This is a genomic window from Methylomonas sp. 11b, from assembly GCF_000515215.1.
In the GTDB taxonomy this organism is placed as follows: domain Bacteria; phylum Pseudomonadota; class Gammaproteobacteria; order Methylococcales; family Methylomonadaceae; genus Methylomonas.
Genome location: NZ_KI911557.1, coordinates 4,048,326 through 4,070,661, shown reverse-complemented (window position 1 = coordinate 4,070,661; position 22,336 = coordinate 4,048,326). Strand labels below are relative to the sequence as shown.

19 protein-coding genes, 2 tRNA genes and 3 rRNA genes are annotated in these 22,336 nt (G+C 50.4%); 4 read left to right on the top strand and 20 right to left on the bottom strand.

All coding sequences use genetic code 11. From position 1 onward, the window contains the following. Nucleotides 1–34: 34 nt before the first annotated feature. The 11 genes from tolB to serA form a co-directional block, all read right to left on the bottom strand. Nucleotides 35–1,273, bottom strand: coding sequence for a Tol-Pal system beta propeller repeat protein TolB (gene tolB, locus METH11B_RS0119590; RefSeq protein WP_231499697.1), 1,239 nt, complete (start codon nt 1,271–1,273; stop codon nt 35–37). Nucleotides 1,274–1,339: 66 nt separating this feature from the next. Next, nucleotides 1,340–2,863 (bottom strand): cell envelope integrity protein TolA, encoded by a 1,524-nt coding sequence (gene tolA, locus METH11B_RS0119585; RefSeq protein WP_026603469.1) that lies wholly within the window; start codon nt 2,861–2,863, stop codon nt 1,340–1,342. An 8-nt stretch (nt 2,864–2,871) separates the two neighbouring features. After that, the gene (tolR, locus tag METH11B_RS0119580; RefSeq protein WP_231499641.1) at nt 2,872–3,282 is read right to left on the bottom strand and encodes a protein TolR; all 411 of its coding nucleotides are present in this window, start codon (nt 3,280–3,282) and stop codon (nt 2,872–2,874) included. A 44-nt stretch (nt 3,283–3,326) separates the two neighbouring features. Further along, nucleotides 3,327–4,004, bottom strand: coding sequence for a protein TolQ (gene tolQ, locus METH11B_RS0119575; RefSeq protein WP_020483188.1), 678 nt, complete (start codon nt 4,002–4,004; stop codon nt 3,327–3,329). Further along, a complete protein-coding gene (gene ybgC / locus METH11B_RS0119570; protein WP_026603467.1) occupies nt 4,004–4,399 on the bottom strand; it encodes a tol-pal system-associated acyl-CoA thioesterase in 396 nt (131 codons plus the stop codon). The genes tolQ and ybgC overlap by 1 nt, the downstream gene beginning before the upstream one ends. An 18-nt stretch (nt 4,400–4,417) precedes the next feature. Next, the gene (ruvB, locus tag METH11B_RS0119565; RefSeq protein ID WP_197027027.1) at nt 4,418–5,452 is read right to left on the bottom strand and encodes a Holliday junction branch migration DNA helicase RuvB; all 1,035 of its coding nucleotides are present in this window, start codon (nt 5,450–5,452) and stop codon (nt 4,418–4,420) included. Next, complete coding sequence (gene ruvA / locus METH11B_RS0119560) at nt 5,452–6,054, bottom strand: Holliday junction branch migration protein RuvA (protein ID WP_026603465.1); 603 nt, start codon at nt 6,052–6,054, stop codon at nt 5,452–5,454. Before ruvA ends, ruvB begins: the two co-directional genes overlap by 1 nt. After that, nucleotides 6,051–6,548 (bottom strand): crossover junction endodeoxyribonuclease RuvC, encoded by a 498-nt coding sequence (gene ruvC, locus METH11B_RS0119555; RefSeq protein WP_026603464.1) that lies wholly within the window; start codon nt 6,546–6,548, stop codon nt 6,051–6,053. The genes ruvA and ruvC overlap by 4 nt, the downstream gene beginning before the upstream one ends. A 33-nt stretch (nt 6,549–6,581) precedes the next feature. Beyond that, entirely contained in the window at nt 6,582–7,334 is a 753-nt protein-coding gene (locus tag METH11B_RS0119550; protein ID WP_026603463.1) for a YebC/PmpR family DNA-binding transcriptional regulator, read from the bottom strand. Between the two features lie 68 nt (nt 7,335–7,402). Then, nucleotides 7,403–8,044, bottom strand: a complete 642-nt coding sequence (locus METH11B_RS0119545) for an HAD-IB family phosphatase (protein ID WP_026603462.1) — start codon at nt 8,042–8,044, stop codon at nt 7,403–7,405. Beyond that, nucleotides 8,041–9,624 carry a phosphoglycerate dehydrogenase gene (gene serA / locus METH11B_RS0119540; protein WP_036277893.1) on the bottom strand — a complete coding sequence of 528 codons (1,584 nt, stop codon included), beginning with the start codon at nt 9,622–9,624 and terminating at the stop codon, nt 8,041–8,043. Before serA ends, METH11B_RS0119545 begins: the two co-directional genes overlap by 4 nt. A gap of 95 nt (nt 9,625–9,719) precedes the next feature. On the opposite strand from serA, the gene METH11B_RS0119535 reads away from it, so the two are divergent. Beyond that, entirely contained in the window at nt 9,720–10,196 is a 477-nt protein-coding gene (locus METH11B_RS0119535; protein ID WP_036277890.1) for a TlpA family protein disulfide reductase, read from the top strand. A gap of 163 nt (nt 10,197–10,359) precedes the next feature. Here METH11B_RS0119535 and rrf read toward each other — a convergent pair. From rrf to tyrS, 6 genes are all read right to left on the bottom strand, one after another. Next, nucleotides 10,360–10,475: ribosomal RNA gene (rrf, locus tag METH11B_RS0119530) — 5S ribosomal RNA — on the bottom strand. Between the two features lie 153 nt (nt 10,476–10,628). After that, nucleotides 10,629–13,524: ribosomal RNA gene (locus METH11B_RS0119525) — 23S ribosomal RNA — on the bottom strand. A gap of 315 nt (nt 13,525–13,839) precedes the next feature. Then, a tRNA-Ala gene (locus tag METH11B_RS0119520) sits at nt 13,840–13,915 on the bottom strand. 118 nt (nt 13,916–14,033) lie between these two features. After that, nucleotides 14,034–14,110 (bottom strand) — tRNA-Ile (locus METH11B_RS0119515). 60 nt (nt 14,111–14,170) lie between these two features. Then, nucleotides 14,171–15,704, bottom strand: a 16S ribosomal RNA gene (locus METH11B_RS0119510). Together the 16S, 23S and 5S rRNA genes with 2 tRNA genes alongside form the textbook arrangement of a ribosomal RNA operon. 374 nt (nt 15,705–16,078) lie before the next feature. Beyond that, nucleotides 16,079–17,272, bottom strand: coding sequence for a tyrosine--tRNA ligase (gene tyrS, locus METH11B_RS0119505; RefSeq protein ID WP_033194184.1), 1,194 nt, complete (start codon nt 17,270–17,272; stop codon nt 16,079–16,081). 147 nt (nt 17,273–17,419) lie between these two features. Here tyrS and METH11B_RS0119500 point away from each other — a divergent pair, with 147 nt between their 5' ends. Beyond that, the gene (locus METH11B_RS0119500; protein WP_036276226.1) at nt 17,420–18,712 is read left to right on the top strand and encodes a peptidoglycan DD-metalloendopeptidase family protein; all 1,293 of its coding nucleotides are present in this window, start codon (nt 17,420–17,422) and stop codon (nt 18,710–18,712) included. 4 nt (nt 18,713–18,716) lie between these two features. Then, complete coding sequence (locus METH11B_RS0119495) at nt 18,717–19,832, top strand: anhydro-N-acetylmuramic acid kinase (RefSeq protein ID WP_036277886.1); 1,116 nt, start codon at nt 18,717–18,719, stop codon at nt 19,830–19,832. Here METH11B_RS0119495 and erpA read toward each other — a convergent pair. Next, on the bottom strand, nt 19,824–20,156 hold the full coding sequence (gene erpA / locus METH11B_RS0119490; RefSeq protein WP_020483200.1) for an iron-sulfur cluster insertion protein ErpA: 333 nt from the start codon (nt 20,154–20,156) through the stop codon (nt 19,824–19,826). The two genes, METH11B_RS0119495 and erpA, sit on opposite strands and share 9 nt — an antisense overlap. Before the next feature lie 240 nt (nt 20,157–20,396). Here erpA and METH11B_RS0119485 point away from each other — a divergent pair, with 240 nt between their 5' ends. Next, entirely contained in the window at nt 20,397–20,882 is a 486-nt protein-coding gene (locus METH11B_RS0119485; protein ID WP_026603457.1) for a SixA phosphatase family protein, read from the top strand. Between the two features lie 18 nt (nt 20,883–20,900). Here the strand turns inward: METH11B_RS0119485 and METH11B_RS0119480 are convergent, their stop codons facing one another. Both METH11B_RS0119480 and nirJ read right to left on the bottom strand, forming a co-directional pair. After that, on the bottom strand, nt 20,901–21,167 hold the full coding sequence (locus METH11B_RS0119480; protein WP_026603456.1) for a hypothetical protein: 267 nt from the start codon (nt 21,165–21,167) through the stop codon (nt 20,901–20,903). Nucleotides 21,168–21,193: 26 nt separating this feature from the next. After that, nucleotides 21,194–22,333, bottom strand: a complete 1,140-nt coding sequence (gene nirJ, locus METH11B_RS0119475; protein ID WP_026603455.1) for a heme d1 biosynthesis radical SAM protein NirJ — start codon at nt 22,331–22,333, stop codon at nt 21,194–21,196. Between the last annotated feature and the right edge of the window lie 3 nt (nt 22,334–22,336).

The following is a 22,336-nucleotide window of genomic DNA, read 5'->3' as shown; positions in this document are numbered from 1 at the left end:
GGTAGCGATAGTGTGAGGGCTATCGCGCTTGCAATCAAGGTGCCCAGGCCGGTTCACGGACCTCGCCACTCTCGAATGCCAATTTCTGTTGCATCGCGCCATCGGTAGACACCACCGATAAAGCCGACCGACCGCCGCGGTTCGCGGCAAATAAAACCATGCTGCCATTGGGCGCAAAACTAGGTGACTCGTCAAGATTTCCTTCCGTCAACACATTCACGGTGCGCGAAGCCATATCCATGACTGCAATTTTGTAGCCTCCGCCGCTGCCAGTAACCATTGCCAAGCTCCTACCATCCGCCGAAAAACGGCCTCTAGCGTTGTAGTCGCCCTGGAATGTAACGCGGCTGGCCTTGCCGCCGGAAGCAGGCATCAGGTAAAGCTGGGGTTTACCGCCTTGATCAGACGTAAACAAGATAGAGCTACCGTCCGGCGACCAAGTTGGCTCTGTATCGATGGACAAACCGCTGGTCAAACGGGTCAAAGAGCGACTACCCAAATTCAACACGTAAACATCCGGACTGCCGTCTTTAGAGAGCGTAATAGCCAGACGACTGCCGTCCGGTGAAAAAGCAGGTGCGCCATTGATACCCGGATAGGAAGAAACGCTTTCCCGTTGTCCGGTTGCCAGGGTTTGCACCCAAATTTCCGAACGCTTGGTATGGAAAGATACGTAGGCAATTTTACTGCCATCCGGCGACCAAGCTGGCGCCATAATAGGCTCTGGCGATTCGGCAATCGTCCTAGGGTTATAACCATCCGCATCGGCTACTTGCAGCATAAACTGCTTGCCGTTACCGCGACGAACGCTGGTCACATAAGCAATGCGGGTATTAAACGCGCCTTTGCGGCCGGTCAATTTTTCGTAAATCAGATCGCTAATATGATGCGCCGCCCGACGCAATTCGTTGGCGCCAGCAGTCAAACGGTAGCCCATTAACAACTGGCCGTTATGTACGTTGAACAAATGGAACTGGATGTTGTAGCTGCCGCCATTGCCGACCACTTGACCTATCGCCATATAGTCTTGGCCCAATACCTGCCAGTCCTTGAAGTTGACGCGCTCCGGCTCGCTGGGCTTGGTCAGCATATCGTCTTCCGACAAGGTTTTGAAAAAACCGCTGCCGCCCAAATCAGAACTGATCACATCGGACAACTTGACGTTGCCGATAGAGCCTTGTTGAGCAAACGGCACGATGGCAATAGGCACCGCAGTTTGCGAACCTTTGGTAATCTCTATGGTCAAACCGGCCGCCTGCGCCGCTGTAAACATCCCAGCCAAAATGCCGCCGACTAAAATTCTTGTGATTAACATCATTCTCTCGTTTCCGTTTACTGATTATTCCGGTTTAAACACAAAGGTAAAAACTCTAAATTCCTGATTAAATAAATTTCTATCTTGCGGTACCGGCAAAGGCGAAGCTTTTCTTACTGCATTCTCCGCCGAACGGTCAAAAATCGGATCGCCGCTGCTACCAATCACCACTGCGTCCATCACATCACCGCTAGCCAACAATTTTACCTGAATTGTGCATCTCAAGCCTTGCGTTGCGTTGATCGGCCGCGTCCAAGCCCCTTCGACTTTGCGGGCTATCATTTGCTTCGCGGAATCTACAGCTTGCTTATCCGACGCCGCTTTTGCCGCTGCAGCAGCGGCAGCCTCCGCAGCCTGGCGTTCTTTTTCCGCTTTTTCAGCCGCCGCTATCGCAGCTTGGCGCTCTTGTTCTGCCTTGGCTTTAGCAGCCGCTTCCGCCGCGAGCCGTTCTTTTTCGGCTTTCTCGGCCTTTTCCGCAGCCAGCTTGGCCTGACGTTCTTTCTCCGCCTTGGCTTTAGCTTCGGCTTCGGCCGCCATGCGTTCTTTTTCGGCTTTTTCTGCCGCTATTTTGGCTTGGCGCTCTTTCTCCGCTTTTTCGGCGGCGAGTTGTTTATCTTTTTCCGCCTTGGCTCTTGCCTCGGCTTCCGCTGCTTGTTTGGCTTTTTCAGCGTTAAGCGCGGCCTGTTTTTCTTTCTCGGCTTTAGCTTTTTCGTCAGCTAATTGCCTTTCCTTTTCCGCTTTTGCCTTGGCTTCCGCTTGCCTTGCTTGTTCCTGGCGCTTGGCTTCCTCGCTCTTTTGCTCCTGAAGCTTTTTTTGCTGTTCCAGGGCTTTTTGTTCCTGTAACTTCTTTTCCTGTTCCAGCTTTTTGATTTCCGCTTCCTGCTGTTGTTTCTCTCGCGCCGCTTCCGCCAGTTTTTGTTCCTTCAACTTGGCTTCGCGCTCCACTTCCTGTTGTTTTTGCTTTTCCAGTTGCTTTTGTTTCTCGGCTTCCTTTTGCTTTTCCGTCAATTCCTTCTGCTTTTCCAGTTCGGCTTGTTTCTGTTTTTCCGCGACTTCCTTTTGTTTCTCCAGTTCGGCTTGCTTCTGCTTTTCCGCGACTTCCTTGGCTTTTTTCTGTTCCAGAGCTTGCCGTTCCTTGGCTTCCTCTAACTTTTTTTCCTCTTCCTTACGCTTGGCGACCAGTTGTTCCTGCAGTTTCTTCTCTTCTAGCGCTTCTTGCTTACGCTTTTCGGCGGCTTCCTGAATTTTCTGCTCTTCAAGCACGCGTTGCTTTTTAGCTTGCTGCAACAACTGCTCTTCGGTTTTTCTGGCGTTTTCCAGTTGCTCTTGATGCTGCTTTTCGGCTTGTTGCTTGTTTGCTTCATTCTGCTTTAAGCGTTCGGCTTCCGCATCGATTTCCGCGCCATCCAATACAGTCGCTTCAATAATATCCGCCGGCGGGGCCATTTGTGCGTCGTCAGTTTCAGTTAGAAAACTAAAACTGAACAACAAGACAATCAGAATGTGCAGCGCTATCGCCTGTGCAAGCGAAGGTTTAAAACTTTTCATGGTGGTCTTTATTTGCTGTCTGGCGGCGGCGCGGTCATCAAGCCCACTTTGGGGGCACCGGTTTTCTTCAACTCCACCATCACGCTGACGATACTCCCGTATTCCACTTCGTGATCGCCACGCACATACAGCTGGGCTTTCGGATTATTTCTGAATACCGCAGCGACTCTGGTTTTAACGGTATCGACATCGACCGGCGTCTCGGCTTCCTCATCACCATTGCCAATATCGACATACAAACTGCCGTCTTTTTTGATCGAAACAATCACCGGCACCTGATCCTGTAAATCAACCGAATCAGCCTCGGCTTGGGGTAATTCGACCTCGACACCGGTTTGCACCAGCGGGGCGGTAATCATGAAAATCATCAACAGCACAAAGGTAACGTCGATATAAGGCACGACGTTAATTTCGGCCATTACTCCGCGTTTTTTGCGCGATCTGCGATTGCTGCCGCCTACATTCATTTGCTGTGCGCCTGTCTTTGCAGTAATACCACGAACTCGTCGACGAATAATTCGTAACGGCCAGCCAAACGATCCAAGCGCGTGGAGAAGCGGTTATAGGCAATAACTGCTGGAATCGCTGCAAACAAACCAATGGCGGTAGCAATTAAAGCTTCGGAAATACCGGGAGCGACATTTGCCAACGTCGCATTCTTGATTTCGCCTAAGGCACGGAACGAATTCATGATGCCCCAGACGGTGCCAAACAGGCCTATATAAGGACTGGTCGAACCGACTGTCGCCAAAAACGGCAAGGTCTCGTCCAGCCTATCCAACTCGCGAGATAACTCGATTCGCATCGCCCGCTGCGCACTTTCTACCTGCACCGAAGGTTCGACATCGCCCTTCTGGCGCATCCGCGCAAACTCGCGATAACCGGCCAGAAAGATTTTTTCTATGCCTTCCGGCTCGAAACGGTCACTGGACATTTTTTTATACAGCTCGGCCAAACCGACGCCGGACCAAAACTCCTCCTCAAAGTCGTCGGTGATGGCGATGGCTTGCTTCAATTCTTTACGCTTGGAAAAGATGAAGGTCCAGGAAGCAACCGATGCCGACAACAGGATGAACATAACAAACTGCACGACGATGCTGGCTTCTTTGACCAGCGTCAGGATGGATAAATCGGTATTCATTAGTTTAAATGTTCCAAAATAGCAGAGGGAATCAGTTTGGGCTTCATGCTTTGCGCATCAAGACAGGCAATTCGAACTTCAGCAGCGCACAACAGGTCTTGTTGCCGGGTAATCGATTGCTCAAAGGTAAAATTCGTTTTTTTGTGTTCAATCACTTTTGCATTAACATCCAACAGGTCGTTGAAGCGCGCCGGCTTCAAATAATCGACTTTTACCGAACGCACGACAAAAATCAGGTTTTGCTCAATAATCAGCCTGTCCTGTTCGAAACCGACAATACGCAGCATTTCGGTTCTGGCGCGTTCAAAAAACTTCAAATAGTTAGCGTAGAACACCACACCGCCCGCGTCAGTGTCTTCGTAATAGACCCTTACCGGCCAAGTAAATTCTTTCATTCGTCTCTTAACGAATTATTAATTGGCGAAGATGTCATCGACGCCGGGTTGCTGCTTGGGCACTGGTAAGCCAAAGTGGCTGTAAGCCTTATGCGTCACCACTCGTCCTCTGGGGGTGCGCATGATAAAGCCTTGCTGCAACAAATAAGGTTCCAGCACATCTTCCACGGTACCGCGCTCCTCGCTGATCACAGCAGCCAGCGTATCCAGCCCGACTGGACCGCCTTGAAAATGTTCTATCATGGCTGTCAATAACTTCCGGTCCAGCATATCAAACCCTTGCTGGTCTATTTTCAGCATATCCAAGGCTTGTTGGGCGATCTCACGACTAACCGTGCCGTTGCCTTTTACTTCGGCAAAATCCCGCACTCTACGTAAGAGTCGGTTGGCTATGCGCGGCGTGCCCCGCGAGCGGCAGGCTATCTCGTCGGCACCACCACTGTCCATGCCAATATTTAACAGCTTCGCCGAGCGACTGACGATACTGGCCAGTTCCTCAACGGTGTAAAACTCAAGACGTTGGACGATACCGAAACGATCGCGTAAAGGCGATGTCAACAAACCGGCTCGGGTCGTAGCGCCTATCAGCGTAAAGGGTGGCAAATCCAGCTTAATCGAGCGGGCTGCCGGACCTTCGCCTATTATAATATCAATTTGGTAGTCTTCCATAGCCGGATACAGTACCTCTTCCACCGCCGGACTGAGTCTATGGATTTCGTCGATGAATAGTACATCGTGCGCTTGCAGATTGGTCAGCAAAGCCGCTAAGTCCCCGGCTTTATCCAGCACCGGGCCGGAGGTTTGCCGAATGTTGACATTCATTTCCATGGCCACGATATTAGCCAAGGTAGTTTTCCCCAAGCCGGGCGGGCCGAAGATCAATACATGATCCAGAGCTTCCGAACGCGTTACCGCTGCCTGGATAAAGATTTCCATTTGCTCGCGGAGTTCTTTTTGGCCGACATAGTCTTTCAGACGCTTGGGGCGAATAGCTCGATCCACACGCTCTTCGTCATTATTTCCCTGAGCTGTAACCAATCTGTCACTCTCGATCATTTAACCGCACCGCGCAGCGCCAAACGAATAATGTCCTCACAGCTTTTATCTTCGGTGGCAATCGATTGCACCATTCGCGCCGCATCGGGCGGTTTATACCCCAAGGCGCACAGCGCACTAATCGCTTCTTGCTTCGGGCTGGCTGCCGACCCAGGTAACGAACTTGGCCGTTCATTCGTTGCCGATAGCTTGTTCAATTCCGGCAAACGACCGCGCATTTCAATAATCAAGCGCTCGGCGGTTTTTTGGCCGACACCCGGCAAGCGCACCAAACCTTTTAAATCGTTGTCATGCACGCAACGATAAAATTCTTCGGTGCTTTGCCCGGACAGTATCGTCAATGCCAGTTTCGGTCCGACGCCATTGACTTTGATCAGGGTTCTGAACAGCATGCGCTCGCTTTGAGTGGCAAAGCCGAACAAAATGTGCGCATCCTCTCGCACCACTAGATGCGTATGCAGTTTAACTTCCTCACCCAGTGCCGGCAGGTCGTAAAAGGTGTTCATCGGCGCTTCCACTTCATAGCCAACACCGTGTACATCCAGCAACAATTGCGGCGGGGCTTTGTGAATCAATTTACCGCGCAAAAAACCGATCACGAACTCGCCTTCTGCAAACGCATCGCGGTTTCCTGATAGTGACTATGACACAGACCTATTGCTAACGCATCGCTAGCGTCGATTTGCATATCGCCTTGAATACTCAACAAAATTTTCACCATGTGCTGAACTTGCAGCTTATCGGCATTACCTTTGCCAACCAAGGCCTGCTTCACCTGTCTTGCAGCGTATTCGAACACCGGCAAATCGCGGTTCAAGGTCGCGCAAATAGCCGCGCCCCGAGCCTGACCTAGCTTAAGGGCCGAATCGGCATTCTTATGCATAAACACCTGTTCGATGGCCATTTGCTCGGGACGATACAATTCAATCACCTGGCTGACGCCATCAAAAATCTGCTTTAAACGCTCAGGAAATTCATCGGATTTAATACGAATGCAGCCGCTCGCTACATAGCGAATACCGCGCGGCGTCGACTCCACCACACCGTAGCCGGTGATGCGCGAGCCTGGATCTATACCTAAAATTCTGGTCAATAGTCTATTGGTGCGAGTAATTGTGCGGTGTGATTAGGCATCGAGTGCAGTCATGATGTCGTCGCTGATGTCGGCATTGGAGTAAACATCCTGCACATCGTCCAGATCTTCCAAGCGGTCGATCAGCTTCAGCATTTTTTCGGCCGCATCGGCATCCAACTCGGTTTTGACGTCAGCATGCATCGTCACTTCGGCGTTTTCCGGCTCGAAGCCGGCAGCAACCATGGCATCCTTGACTGCCATATAGTCTTCAGGAGTGGTAAACACGTCGATAGAACCATCATCATTGGTGACCACATCCTCTGCGCCGGAGTCCATCGCCGCTTCCATCACTGCGTCTTCATCGACTCCATTGGAGTAGCTGATAATTCCGACCTTGCGAAACATATAAGCCACCGAACCGTCAGTGCCCAAATTGCCACCAGCCTTGGAAAACGCATGCCTCACATCAGCGACAGTACGATTGCGATTATCGGTCAAGCAATTGACCATCACCGCCGTACCTCCTGGGCCGTAACCTTCGTAACGTACTTCTTCGTAGACCACGCCATCAACCGCGCCTATGGCTTTTTTGATGGTGTTGTCGATGGTGTCGCGCTTCATATTGGCACCGAGCGCCTTATCGATAGCGGTGCGCAAACTTGGATTATTGGCAGGATCACCACCACCCGATCCTTTCGCAGCCACGGTAATCTCGCGAATCAGTTTGGTAAAAATCTTGCCGCGTTTTGCGTCCTGCGCGCCTTTACGATGCTTGATGTTAGCCCACTTACTATGCCCTGCCATTCTATCTCTCTGAATCTTCTAAAAATTTGGGAATTTTACCATCGTCCCGCCGGCTTATCGACCCTTGCTTAAAGTACTAGTGGCAATATCGCCGCTAACGAAGCATCCAAGACGTAACTATCGGCCTGCTCTTCCACCAACGGCCTGCGGACTACGCCGCCGAAACCGATCATATAGGCGCCGGCCAATTTAGCTTCCAAATCGGTCTTGCCATCGCCTATCATTACTAAAGATGAATGATTCATCCTCAGCCGCCGGCAAATCCTGGCTTTGCCGCCACTGACAGCCAAGGGCGAGTGTCGGGCAAAATCCTGATAATTACCGTCTTCGTCAAACAACACATCGACCGCATGCACATGCTCCTCCGGTATCCCCAACTGTTCCGCCAAGGGCAGTATCGCCTGCCGCAAGCCGCCGCTAATGATGTGGATTAACTTGTTTTTTGCTTGCAGGGCTTCGATCGTTTCGCTAACACCCTCGACCATTTCGGTGATATACAACTTGGCCAGCCAGTCTATCGCGGCTTTGTCGGGTTTGATCAAATCCAGCCGACTCGCGTAGACATCCTCGAGAGCCAATTCGCCGTTCATGGCCGCATCGGTTAACGCAGCAACTTGTTCGAATAAACCGTTACGCCTAGCCAATTCATCGATACCTTCGACCCGACTTAGCGTGCTGTCGCAATCGAAACAAATGACGTCATAACTCATAAAGCAATTTGCCTCGCCGTATGGACCGCCGGCACTTCGCAGACGGATTTCAGCACTTGTTCGTTTAGTGGATCCGAAACGCTGATGACCATCATCGCCAATTGGTGCTCGTCGGCGATACTGACCTGCATCCGGGTAATATTGATATTGGCGACGCCCAAGATTGAGCTAATCGCGGCGATCACGCCAGGCCGGTCATCATGACGGGTGATTAATAGAGCACCTTCCGGCACCACTTCGATTTCGAAATGATTGATGCTGACCAAGCGCGGATGTTGATTGCCCAACAAAGTACCCGCCAAGGACACCGATTTATCGGCGCAATGCCCCGTGATTTTGATTAGAGACTGATAGCCTTCTGATTCCTCGGTCTGCGACTCAATTAGCGTTATGCCTTGGCGCTTGGCAATGTTCTCGACATTGACGCGGTTGACCGGCGTGGAAAGTTGTCCACCCAGCAAACCGACCATCGCCTCAGCAGAAATCGGCCGAATTTTTACTTCTGCGGCCTTGCCAAATACTGCCACTTCCAGCTTTTGAATAGGCTGATCGATCAGACCAACCAGCAATTTGCCAAGAATATTGGCCAAGTTCATAAATGGTTGAGCCTTAGTCAACTCTTCTGCGGATAACCTAGGCAGATTCAGCGCATTAACAGCTTCACCGGTTTGCAAATATTTAACCGCCTGACGGGCGATCTCGACACTGACAGCCACTTGCGCTTCCTTGGTCGAAGCGCCCAAATGTGGGGTAAATACCACATTGTCTAGTGTAAGCAGCGGCGAATCCTTGGGTGGCTCTTGTTCGTAAACATCCAATGCCGCCCCGGCTATCCGACCTTCTTTCAAGGCATCGTACAATGCCGATTCGTCAACCAAACCGCCGCGTGCGCAATTGATCAAGCGTGCAGATTTTTTCATCATCGCCAATTGCTCCCGGCCGATGATGTTTTTGGTTTTTTCCAGTAAAGGACAATGCAGGGTCAAATAGTCGGCTTGTTTAACCAGAGTCTCCAAATCAACCATTTCCGCGCCATATGCGGCAAAAACATCCGGCGCTACAAACGGATCATAAGCGATCACGCGCATGCCCAAACCGTTGCCGCGTTGAGCGACTATCCGGCCAATAGTACCAAAACCCAGCACTGCCAGGGTTTTATGAGCAATTTCAGCGCCCATCAACTTGGAGCGTTCCCATTTGCCTTCTCTAACCGATTGATTAGCAAACGGCAGGTTGCGGCTCAAGGAAAACATATGTGCAATTGCGAGTTCTGCCGTCGTGGTGGCATTAGCATCAGGCGTATTCATAACGATGACGCCCTGCTCGGTCGCGGCATTTAAGTCGACGTTATCGACCCCTATGCCGGCGCGCCCGACTACTTTCAGTCGTGTCGCGGCTTTTAACACCCTCGCCGTCACCTGAGTATCGCTGCGAATCAATAAAGCATCGTACTCCGGAATAATCTCGCATAACGCGTCTTCACTCAAGCCGGTTTGAATATGTATCTGTATGCCTTCCTGGGCATTCAAGAAATTAATGCCATCTTCCGCAAGCTTGTCTGAAATTAGTATCTTTTTCATCGCCATGACTGGATTATTGGATAAGGCAGGCATTCTAGCAGCTTTGCTATAATCGCCGTAATGCGCGTTCCCGACAAACTACCGAATCTATGCTTATGAGAATAAAAGCGGCACTTGGCGTCCTATCGGTGATCTGTTTACTTGGCGCAATAGCCTGGTGGCTGACTTACACTAAAAGCTTCGCTCCCAACGCCGTTTTTACAACATTGACAGGTGAACGACTGGCAATTTCGGAGCTAAAAGGCAAGCCCGTATTGATAACATTTTGGGCAACCGACTGCCCTAGCTGTATTGAGGAAATTCCGGATTTGATCGCATTGCATCAGCAAGGCCTGCAAATCATTGCGGTGACAATGCCTTACGACCCGCCTAGCCGCGTGCAAGCATTAGCCAAGGAAAGACAGCTTCCCTATGCAGTGGCTCTTGATATAGACAGGAGTCTTGTACACGCTTTTGGTGATGTGCAGTTGACCCCCACGATGTTTTTAATAGATAGGCAAGGCATTATCATCTTGCACAAAGTTGGAGCATTTGACATGGCATCTTTGCAAGAGCTGCTGCGACATTTATAAACAATTGAGCACTTTGATGTTAGCCGAAGACTCCGACTAATCTTGATATCTCACAAAGTAGATATCAGCGATTCCACCACCGCAAATTTAAATGCCTTTGAGGTAGTCATATTTCCGGCCGAAAAAAAGCCCTGCTAGTGTTAGCAGGGCTTTTGGGATAGGCGCTTGGCGATGACCTACTTTCACATGGCAACCTGCCACACTATCATCGGCGCTAAGCGGTTTCACTTCCGAGTTCGGGATGGGATCGGGTGGTTCACGCTTGCTATGTTCACCAAGCAAACTGGTTAGGCTGTTGTTGCAGCCGTCATGCGCAGGTTTTAAGCGTTTCGCTTTGACCTGCTTTCATGGAAATCTGTATTGAGTTTGTCGTTCTCTTGCGTGTTCAGCTACTGTTGTCTTTTGACTTTACCCAAACGCATTGGGTGTTATATGGTCAAGCCTCACGGGCAATTAGTACACGTTAGCTTCACACATTACTGCGCTTCCACACCGTGCCTATCAACGTCGTAGTCTCCGACGGCCCTTCAGGGGACTTAAAGTCCCAGTGAGATCTCATCTTGGGAGGGGCTTCCCGCTTAGATGCTTTCAGCGGTTATCCTGTCCGAACGTGGCTACCCGGCAATGCCATTGGCATGACAACCGGAACACCAGAGGTTCGTCCACTCCGGTCCTCTCGTACTAGGAGCAGCTTCCCTCAAATCTCAAACGCCCACGGCAGATAGGGACCGAACTGTCTCACGACGTTCTGAACCCAGCTCGCGTACCACTTTAAATGGCGAACAGCCATACCCTTGGGACCTGCTTCAGCCCCAGGATGTGATGAGCCGACATCGAGGTGCCAAACACCGCCGTCGATATGAACTCTTGGGCGGTATCAGCCTGTTATCCCCGGCGTACCTTTTATCCGTTGAGCGATGGCCCTTCCATACAGAACCACCGGATCACTAAGACCTACTTTCGTACCTGCTCGACTTGTCCGTCTCGCAGTCAAGCACCCTTATGCCTTTGCACTCATTGCCTGATTTCCGACCAGGCTGAGGGTACCTTCGTGCTCCTCCGTTACTCTTTAGGAGGAGACCGCCCCAGTCAAACTACCCACCAGACACTGTCCCTAACCCGGATAACGGGTCGAGGTTAGAACTCCAAACATACCAGGGTGGTATTTCAAGGTTGGCTCCACGAGAACTGGCGTTCCCGCTTCAAAGCCTCCCACCTATCCTACACAAGTAGGTTCAAAGTCCAGTGTCAAGCTATAGTAAAGGTGCACGGGGTCTTTCCGTCTAGCCGCGGGTACACTGCATCTTCACAGCGATTTCAATTTCACTGAGTCCCAGGTGGAGACAGTGTGGCCATCGTTACGCCATTCGTGCAGGTCGGAACTTACCCGACAAGGAATTTCGCTACCTTAGGACCGTTATAGTTACGGCCGCCGTTTACTGGGGCTTCGATCAAGAGCTTCTCCGAAGATAACCCCATCAATTAACCTTCCAGCACCGGGCAGGCGTCACACCCTATACGTCCACTTTCGTGTTTGCAGAGTGCTATGTTTTTGCTAAACAGTCGCAGCCACCGATTTTTTGCAACCCCCTTCCGCTCCAGTCGCGAGGACCTTCACGTAATGAGGGCATACCTTCTCCCGAAGTTACGGTATCATTTTGCCTAGTTCCTTCACCTGGGTTCTCTCAAGCGCCTTAGAATTTTCATCCCACCCACCTGTGTCGGTTTAGGGTACGGCCACTAGTAACCTGAAGCTTAGAGGTTTTTCCTGGAAGCAGGGCATCTATCACTTCGCTGTTCTTTCGAACCGCTCGTCATCACGTCTCGGCATAAAGCACCCCGGATTTGCCTAAGATGCATGCCTACCTGCTTAAACTGCCACTTCCAACCGACAGCTGATATAGCCTTCTCCGTCACCCCATCGCAGTTACTACTGGTACAGGAATATTAACCTGTTTTCCATCGACTACGCTTTTCAGCCTCGCCTTAGGTGCCGACTAACCCTGCGTCGATTAACGTTGCGCAGGAAACCTTGGGTTTTCGGCGAGGGGGTTTTTCACCCCCTTTATCGTTACTTATGTCAGCATTCGCACTTCCGATACCTCCAGCCCACTTCTCAATGAACCTTCGCAGGCGTACGGAACGCTCCTCTACCACTCACGCTTAACGCGTAAATCCGTAGCTTCGGTACTATGCTTAGCCCCGGTAAATCTTCCGCGCAGACCGACTCGACCAGTGAGCTATTACGCTTTCTTTAAAGGATGGCTGCTTCTAAGCCAACCTCCTGGCTGTCTGTGCCTTTCCACATCGTTTCCCACTGAGCATAGATTTGGGGACCTTAGCTGACGGTCTGGGCTGTTTCCCTTTTCACGACGGACCTTATCACCCGCCGTGTGTCTCCCGTGCTTGCACTTGCTGGTATTCGGAGTTTGCATCGGGTTGGTAAGTCGGGATGACCCCCTAGCCGAAACAGTGCTCTACCCCCAGCAGTGATACACGAGGCGCTACCTAAATAGCTTTCGAGGAGAACCAGCTATCTCCGAGCTTGATTAGCCTTTCACTCCGATCCACAGCTCATCCCCGTCTTTTTCAACAGACGTGGGTTCGGCCCTCCAGTTAGTATTACCCAACCTTCAGCCTGGCCATGGATAGATCGCCCGGTTTCGGGTCTACACCTTGCGACTAAACGCCCTATTAAGACTCGCTTTCGCTACGCCTCCCCTATTCGGTTAAGCTTGCCACAAAATGTAAGTCGCTGACCCATTATACAAAAGGTACGCAGTCACCCCACGAAGGGGCTCCCACTGCTTGTACGCATACGGTTTCAGGTTCTATTTCACTCCGCTCTCCGCGGTTCTTTTCGCCTTTCCCTCACGGTACTAGTTCACTATCGGTCAGTAAGGAGTATTTAGCCTTGGAGGATGGTCCCCCCATATTCAGTCAAAGTTTCACGTGCTCCGACCTACTCGATTTCACTAAAAAAAGGTTTTCGTGTACGGGGCTATCACCCTGTATCGCCGGACTTTCCAGACCGTTCCACTAACCTTATCCTAGCTTAAGGGCTAGTCCCCGTTCGCTCGCCACTACTTAGGGAATCTCGGTTGATTTCTTTTCCTCCGGGTACTTAGATGTTTCAGTTCTCCGGGTTCGCTTCAGTGAGCTATGTATTCACTCAAAGATGACGTGCTGATGCACGCCGGGTTTCCCCATTCGGACATCTCTGGATCACAGCCGGTTTGCAGGCTCCCCAAAGCTTTTCGCATGCTACAACGTCCTTCATCGCCTCTTACTGCCTAGGCATTCACCGTATGCGCTTATTCACTTGACCATATAACCCGAATACGTCTGTACTTTGGTTATACTGTCAGCTGACATTTTCGCTGATTTTTTCTGCTTGAGAACGACATGCTGCTTGCTTTCCATCTTTATCTTTCGACATTGACTTCATTCAAACCGCAACTCGTTTCAGTTTCGATCATTGCTGATCGTTACTATAGTTACAGATTTCCATATTGTTAAAGAGCTATCGGTACGAATACCAATGCTATACAGTCTTTATCATGCGATAAAACCGTATAGCGCTGATGTCCACATCCAAGTGCTTACATTTGACGAACTGGTTTACCCTCAGCGTTCAGCGTGATGGTGGAGCCAGGGAGGATCGAACTCCCGACCTCCTGCGTGCAAGGCAGGCGCTCTCCCAGCTGAGCTATGGCCCCTAAAACAGACTAAAGACCAAGACTCAAGCCGGAATCCAACTATGCACAACCCTACCCATTTCTAACCAGGAGTGTTGTCTGATCGTTTTCCGCCTTATTGCTTTCGCCTTTTATGCGTTGGTGGGTCTGGGAGGAGTTGAACCTCCGACCTCACCCTTATCAGGGGTGCGCTCTAACCAACTGAGCTACAGACCCAGGTGCGTCTTTCAATCGAAATAATTTGTTGTGAGTACGTGTAACGGTGTGCCGTCTTTGTAAGGAGGTGATCCAGCCCCAGGTTCCCCTAGGGCTACCTTGTTACGACTTCACCCCAGTCATGAATCACAAAGTGGTAAGCGCCCTCCCGAAGGTTAAACTACCTACTTCTTTTGCAACCCACTCCCATGGTGTGACGGGCGGTGTGTACAAGGCCCGGGAACGTATTCACCGCGGCATTCTGATCCGCGATTACTAGCGATTCCGACTTCACGCAGTCGAGTTGCAGACTGCGATCCGGACTGGGACCGGCTTTTTGGGATTCGCTTACTCTCGCGAGTTCGCAGCCCTCTGTACCGGCCATTGTAGCACGTGTGTAGCCCTACCCATAAGGGCCATGATGACTTGACGTCGTCCCCACCTTCCTCCGGTTTATCACCGGCAGTCTCCCTAGAGTTCCCGGCATGACCCGCTGGCAACTAAGGATAAGGGTTGCGCTCGTTACGGGACTTAACCCAACATTTCACAACACGAGCTGACGACAGCCATGCAGCACCTGTCTCAGAGCTCCCGAAGGCACTCCGCTATCTCTAACAGATTCTCTGGATGTCAAGGGTAGGTAAGGTTCTTCGCGTTGCATCGAATTAAACCACATGCTCCACCGCTTGTGCGGGCCCCCGTCAATTCATTTGAGTTTTAGCCTTGCGGCCGTACTCCCCAGGCGGTCAACTTAATACGTTAGCTCCACTACTAAGTTCTTTAAGAACCCAACAGTTAGTTGACATCGTTTACGGCGTGGACTACCAGGGTATCTAATCCTGTTTGCTACCCACGCTTTCGTACCTCAGCGTCAGTTTTAGTCCAGGGAGCCGCCTTCGCCACTGGTGTTCCTTCAGATCTCTACGCATTTCACCGCTACACCTGAAATTCCACTCCCCTCTACTAAACTCTAGTTGCCCAGTATCAAATGCAGTTCCCAGGTTAAGCCCAGGGCTTTCACATCTGACTTAAACAACCGCCTACGCACGCTTTACGCCCAGTAATTCCGATTAACGCTTGCACCCTCCGTATTACCGCGGCTGCTGGCACGGAGTTAGCCGGTGCTTCTTGTATAGGTAATGTCAGTCTACCGGGTATTAACCGGCAGGTATTCCTTCCTATTGAAAGTGCTTTACAACCCTCAGGCCTTCTTCACACACGCGGTATTGCTGGATCAGGCTTTCGCCCATTGTCCAATATTCCCCACTGCTGCCTCCCGTAGGAGTCTGGGCCGTGTCTCAGTCCCAGTGTGGCTGATCATCCTCTCAGACCAGCTATGGATCGTCGCCTTGGTAGGCCTTTACCCTACCAACTAGCTAATCCAACATAGGCTCATCTATTAGCGCCAGGTCCGAAGATCCCCAGCTTTCCCCCGTAGGGCGTATGCGGTATTAGCGTGAGTTTCCCCACGTTGTCCCCCACTAATAGGCAGATTCCTATGCATTACTCACCCGTCCGCCACTCGTCAGCGCCCGAAGGCCTGCTACCGTTCGACTTGCATGTGTTAAGCATACCGCCAGCGTTCAATCTGAGCCATGATCAAACTCTTCAGTTTAATTTTAACTTGTCACTAAATAAGATTAGTGACCAATCTTGGCTCGACTACAGAACATCTTTTCTTGCGAATTGACGTGGTTTCTGTGTCGACTATTTTTAAACAGCACATAGTCGCTACACATACCCACACAAATTATTTCGATTTCGTTTGTTAAAGAGCCAGAGCATTTCGCCCTGTTGAGCCGACATATTCTACAGCGTTTTCAGTTCCTGTCAAATTTATTTTTAAGCCATTTCAAAAACCGAAACACTCAAAACAAACCCGCCACTCACAACCTTAAACCCGCCGAACCCAGCCGACTCCTTCACCGCCAAACCCAAAAAGCTAAAGCAGTGAAGAGCCGCGCATTTTAATCACCCATACACCCCGCGTCAAGATATTATTTCTATCCGCGCAAATTTTCTTTTGCCTACCTGATAAACATGCGTGGCCGGCGCCGAAATTAAGGTTTTCGGGTCTTCCAGTTTTTCACCATCAATCTTTACCGCACCTTGTTTGATCAAACGTAATGCTTCAGATGTGCTTTCCACTAACCCAGCATTTTTCAACACATTAGCAATCGGCATGCCCTGCTCATCGACTTTAATTCGAACTTCCTCGATATCATCCGGCAAAGCCCCGCGCTGAAACCGAGCCTCAAAATTCTCAAGCGCCGTTTTTGCAGCCTGAAACCCATGAAACCTGGCAACAATCTCCTGAGCGAGCGAAACTTTGTAATTTCTTGGGTTTTCGCCATCCTCGCACGCAGTTCGCCAATTCTCTATTTCAGTCATTGGCTTAAAGCTCAATAACTTAAAGTAACGCCACATCAGCTCATCTGAGATCGACATGATCTTGCCAAACATGTCATCAGGAACGTCGGCTATACCTATGTAGTTGTTAAGCGATTTGGACATTTTCTGGACACCATCAAGCCCTTCCAAAATCGGCATAGTCAACACGACCTGAGGTTTTTGCCCATAACCTTCCTGCAATTGCCTACCCATCAACAGGTTAAACTTCTGATCCGTGCCACCCAGCTCGACATCCGCTTTCATGACCACCGAGTCATAGCCCTGTATTAATGGGTATAAGAATTCGTGAATCGCAATGGGCTGCCCCCCCTTGTAACGCTTACTGAAATCATCACGCTCCAGCATTCTCGCCACGGTATTTCTCGCTGCTAACTGGATTAATTCGGCACTCGTCATAGAGCCCATCCACGCCGAATTAAATTTCACCTCGGTTTTATCAGGATCAAGGATCTTAAACACCTGCGCCTGATAGGTTTTCGCGTTTTCCGCCACTTCCTCACGACTCAACGGCTTACGCGTGACGTTTTTGCCGGTCGGATCGCCTATCATTGCAGTAAAATCGCCGATCAAAAATTGCACGTTATGCCCGGCATCCTGAAATTGCTTCAGCTTATTAATGAGCACCGTGTGTCCCAGATGCAAATCGGGCGCAGTCGGGTCAAATCCAGCCTTAATCGTTAACGGCCGATTTTCCTCCAGCTTTTTGATCAAATCAGATTCCAGCAAAATTTCTTCAGCGCCGTAACGCAACTGAGCCAAGGTTTCTTGCAACAATTTATTCTCCCGATAGCCTTTAGTTTTGGGCGCGCATTATAAGTGATGCAATTGTACGGAAGGATAAAAAATGGCCTTTTGTTGGCCTTATGCACCAAAATTGCCTACAATGAAACGCTCGACAAACAATGAAGTGTGATTACTGTGAAGAACAGAATACTCAAGTCGGTGCTATTAGGCACCTACACCGTTGTTGCCGCCAGCGCAAGTTACGGATTGATACCGCATAAAGGTTTTGAAGACGCAAAAACCTTGGAGCAAGACAGACTGATCTCTTCCAAGATCAACCAATACACCAAATACGTTGCACCACCCGAAGTACAACATCTCGATATTACCGAAGAACTGGAACATACCGTTAAGTCCGGCGAAAACCTTTCCAGCATTTTCTCAGCCTTAAATCTTAGCAGAGAAGATTTGCACAAAATTATCCACGCCAACGCCACGGGCAAGCAGTTTGCCGATGTCGAACCAGGCCAGGACGTTGTTGCCACCCTGAATGCGTCAGGCGAACTGGAACAACTTACTTACAGCAAAAATCCTTTCGAAACATTGATTGCCACCCGACATGATGACGAATTCGATGTGGCGTTGTTAAGCAAAAAAATCGATTACCAAGTAGCCAGCAGCAAAGGCACGATTAACTCTTCACTATTCGAAGACGGCAAGGAAGCTGGCCTTCCGGAAAAGCTCATACTGAAACTGGCTGACATTTTTGCGTGGGACATCGATTTTGCACTGAATTTAAGAGACGGCGACCAATTTACCGTCGTCTATGAAAAGCTGTTTGTGGACGGTAAAGAATTCGATACCGGCGAAATTCTCTCGGTCGAATTCGTCAACCAGGGTAAAACTTATACCGCCGTACGCTTCGAAGATAATCAAGGCAACACAGGCTACTACACCCCGGACGGTAACGGTTTGCGCAAAGCCTTCCTGCAAACCCCGATGGACTTCGCCAAAATCAGCTCGCATTTTGATTTACACCGCAAGCATCCGATCCTGAACACCATCCGCGCGCATAAAGGCGTCGATTATTCCGCAGCCATCGGCACTCCGGTTAAAACCACCGGCGACGGTAAAATCGTCTTCCGCGGCGTGAAAAACGGCTATGGCAATGTAGTGGAGATCGAGCATGGCCAAAAATATTCAACCTTGTACGCCCACTTGTCCGGCTTCAAATCCGGTCAAAAACTCGGCAGCACCATTAAACAAGGCGATGTAATTGGTTACGTCGGCAAAACCGGCTTGGCCACCGGCCCGCATCTACATTATGAATTCCGCATTGGCGGCGAGCACGTCAATCCGGTTACCGCGAAAATACCGCGCTCCATGCCTATGGATAACGCTTTACTGGCAAAATTCAAAGCACAAACCCAGCCATTTTTGGCGCAATTGAAACAAGCCAAAGGCGACGCGTTGGTTGCTCAAAACTAATACAGTGTCCGAGCTTTATATAGGCTTAATGTCAGGGACCAGCGTCGATGGTATCGATGCTGGTCTTGTCGATTTTAGCGACGGCAAAACACAACTTGTCGCATTCCATTACCAACCATTCTCCGTCGAATTCCGGCAAAAAATTCAAAATCTAAGCCAACCTGGCCAGCCTATTCTGCTAACCGATTACGGCTCTCTCGATAGCCAGATCGGTCGATTATTCGGCGAAGCAGTACAGAAGTTGCTTGATAATGCCAACATTCCGGCAAGTTCGATCAAGGGTATCGGCAGTCACGGGCAAACCGTTTATCACGCACCCGAGACTGCCTATGGCTTTTCTCTGCAAATCGGCGACCCGAATCGCATTGCCGAAATCACCGGCATCACCACCGTCGCCGATTTTCGCCGCCGCGACATTGCCGTTGGCGGCCAAGGTGCCCCGTTGGTTCCAGCCTTTCATCAAGCAGTTTTTAGCGATGTCACGCAAGCCAGGGTAGTCGTCAATATTGGCGGCATCGCCAACATAACAGTGTTAAACGATAAACCGGTCATCGGCTTCGATACCGGCCCCGGCAATGGCTTAATGGACTGGTGGTGTCAGAAACATTGCAACCAGCCTTATGACCGCAATGGCGATTGGGCAGCCAAGGGCAAACCCTATCCCGCCCTGCTCGATGCTTTAAAAGACGACGACTATTTCCGGCTAGCGCCACCGAAAAGTACTGGCAAGGAATATTTTTCGCCTGCCTGGTTGCAACAAAAGCTCAGCTTATTTCCAGACCTTGAGCCTGAAGATATTCAAGCCACACTCTGTCAATTCAGCGCCGATACTATCGCCGACGCCATTCGCCAATATGCGCCAAATACCTTGCAAACTTTGGTTTGTGGTGGCGGCGCGCATAACGGTCAATTGATGACCCTGTTACGAAAACTCCTCGATATGCCGGTGATTTCAACAGCTGAAAGGGGAATCGATCCCGATCATGTCGAAGCGATTGCGTTTGCTTGGCTGGCACGGCAAACTCTTAACAATTTGCCGGGAAACTTATGTAGCGTCACGGGCGCAGGGGCGCCCGTGATTTTAGGTGGGATTTATCCGGGTAGAAACGGTTTACGCTGAGAAAGACGAGCCGCAACCGCAGGTCGTCGTGGCGTTAGGATTGCGAATCACGAATTGCGCACCAGACAGGTCTTCCTTATAATCGATTTCGGCACCGCTAAGGTACTGAATACTCATCGAATCGATCAGAACTGTTACGCCGTCTTTGACAATTTGGGTATCGTCTTCATTAACATCTTCGTCAAAAGTAAAACCGTACTGAAATCCCGAACAGCCGCCACCACTGATATAAACTCTGAGCTTAAGATTATCGTTACCCTCTTCCTGAATTAAACCCGCAACTTTATGAGCGGCGCTGTCGGTAAACACAATAGGATCGGACATATAAAACTCTATAAGCAATTGAAAGATTGTATGATTATGACTATACCTAGTAATTCAGTCAAGAATTATCCACTATATTTTCCAGCCAAGCGATTAAAGCTCCAGCGAAGCAACCACCGCGCTAATATTTACGCTAAATTTAGCTGGAACTCTATTAACAAACTCCATAGCTTCGCCTAAAACCAGAAATTGTCGACAGCCGAAGATCCCACTTAAAATCGTTCGACAAGGAGACATACCATGCTTATCACCTTCCTCAGACACGCTACCGCGGAAGATGGCGGCTTATCGATACCCGACGCGGATAGAGCTTTAATTGACAAAGGCGAGAAACAGGTAAAACGCTTGGCGGCATTTTGTTTAGCCAACGGCTTGATTCCGGGATCGATTTATTGCAGCCCGCTGCTACGCGCCCAACAGACCGCGAGGATACTCAACCAGCGCTTGCCTGGCTGTCCTGCCCCACAAACCGTTGATTGGTTAGGCATCGATAATTCTGCGCTCACTATAATCGCAGAACTAAGCAAACTGGCAGACTTAGGCCTGGATGACATCTGGCTGGTGGGTCACGAACCGGATTTCTCAACTACCGTTTCCCTTTTATTAGGCACCGCTGCCGACAATATTGTTATCAAAAAAGCCTCTCTAACTCGCCTGGATGCCGATTTGTCGGATCAAGCTTCGGCCAAATTGCTGTGGAGCATTCCGTGCTCATTGATGCGCTAAGGACCAACTCACCCAAGTTCAAGCCAATTGTTCGACCAACTCCTTCAGTGCTGCCAGGGTTTCGGCATCGGTAACAGACTCCGCAATCCGCTTGTGCAAATTCTCCGCATAGCGTGTTGATGCCAGGCCAGCCTGAACCAAACCAAAATCCTGAACAAAGCTATCGATTTGCCGCCAGTCGTCGCCAGTCAATATGGCCTTTTCCGCAGCGGAAGCCATCTTGGCCCAGCCATCAATGTCGCCGGCAAACTTTCTGTAAATAGCAACTTTTTCCAGACTAATCATTTCTCATCTGAGACAGCACAATCTTTCTAAGCGCAGATCTCTTCGTCCAGCAAATAACAGCCTGGATCCTCAGCCCAAAAATCACCGGTCATTTGCTGCGCACGAACGCGGGTATTGCCGTTGCAGATACCTTGATAATGGCAATCGCCGCAGCGGCCTTTCAACGGCCGGGGCGAAGCTTTCAATCCGGCCATAAGCGGATCGCTGATGTCCGACCAGATTTCGGAGAACGGCCGTTTGCGGACATTACCCAAACCGTAATGCCACCAAAAGGTGTCGGGATGGACATTACCGAGATTGTCGATGTTAGCGACGTTGACGCCCGAGGCATTGCCGCCCCATTGCTGGAGTTTGGCCTGGATATGCTCTGCTTGCTCGGGGAAACGGCGCTTAACCCAATGCAGAAAATACACCGCATCCGCGTCGTTGTTGCCGGTCACCACTTCGCGATGCAAGCCTTGTTGTTCCCAGCTCAAAGATTTATCGAACACGACATCCATCACCTTGCGGGTCAACTGAAACTCGGCGTCGTCCTTGCGGTTCTTATTACCGCGACCGCCATAGTTCAAATGCGACAGATAGAATTTGTCGATGTCTTCGTCGTCCATCAATTGCAACAGACCTTCAAAGTCGTGTGCGTTGTCTTGGGTTAGCGTAAACCTGACCCCGGCTTTGATGTTGTGTTCGCGGCATAAACGAATACCGGCCAGCGACGCTTCGAACGAACCTTGTTTCTGGCGGAATGAGTCATGAGTCTGACCAATGCCATCCAGGCTGACGCCGATGTATTGGTAGTCAATCGCGGCGATTTGCTCAATGTTACTTTCGTTAATCAGCGTGCCGTTGCTAGACAGAGCCACATAAAACCCCTTATCCCGGGCGCGCTGCGAGATGGCAAAAATATCCGGATGCAGCAACGGCTCGCCACCGGACAAAATCAACACTGGCACTTTGAAGGCTTTCAGGTCATCCATCACCGTGTAGATTTCCTGCGTGCTGAGTTCGCCGGGAAAATTGATGTCGGCAGAGGTGGTGTAGCAATGTTTGCAGGTTAAATTGCAGCGGCGGATCAAATTCCAGATCACCACCGGCCCGGACGGTTTGCGCGGTGCGGCCAGCGGGGTCGGATGCAGCAATTCGCGCATGTATTGGCTCAGTCTGAACATGCC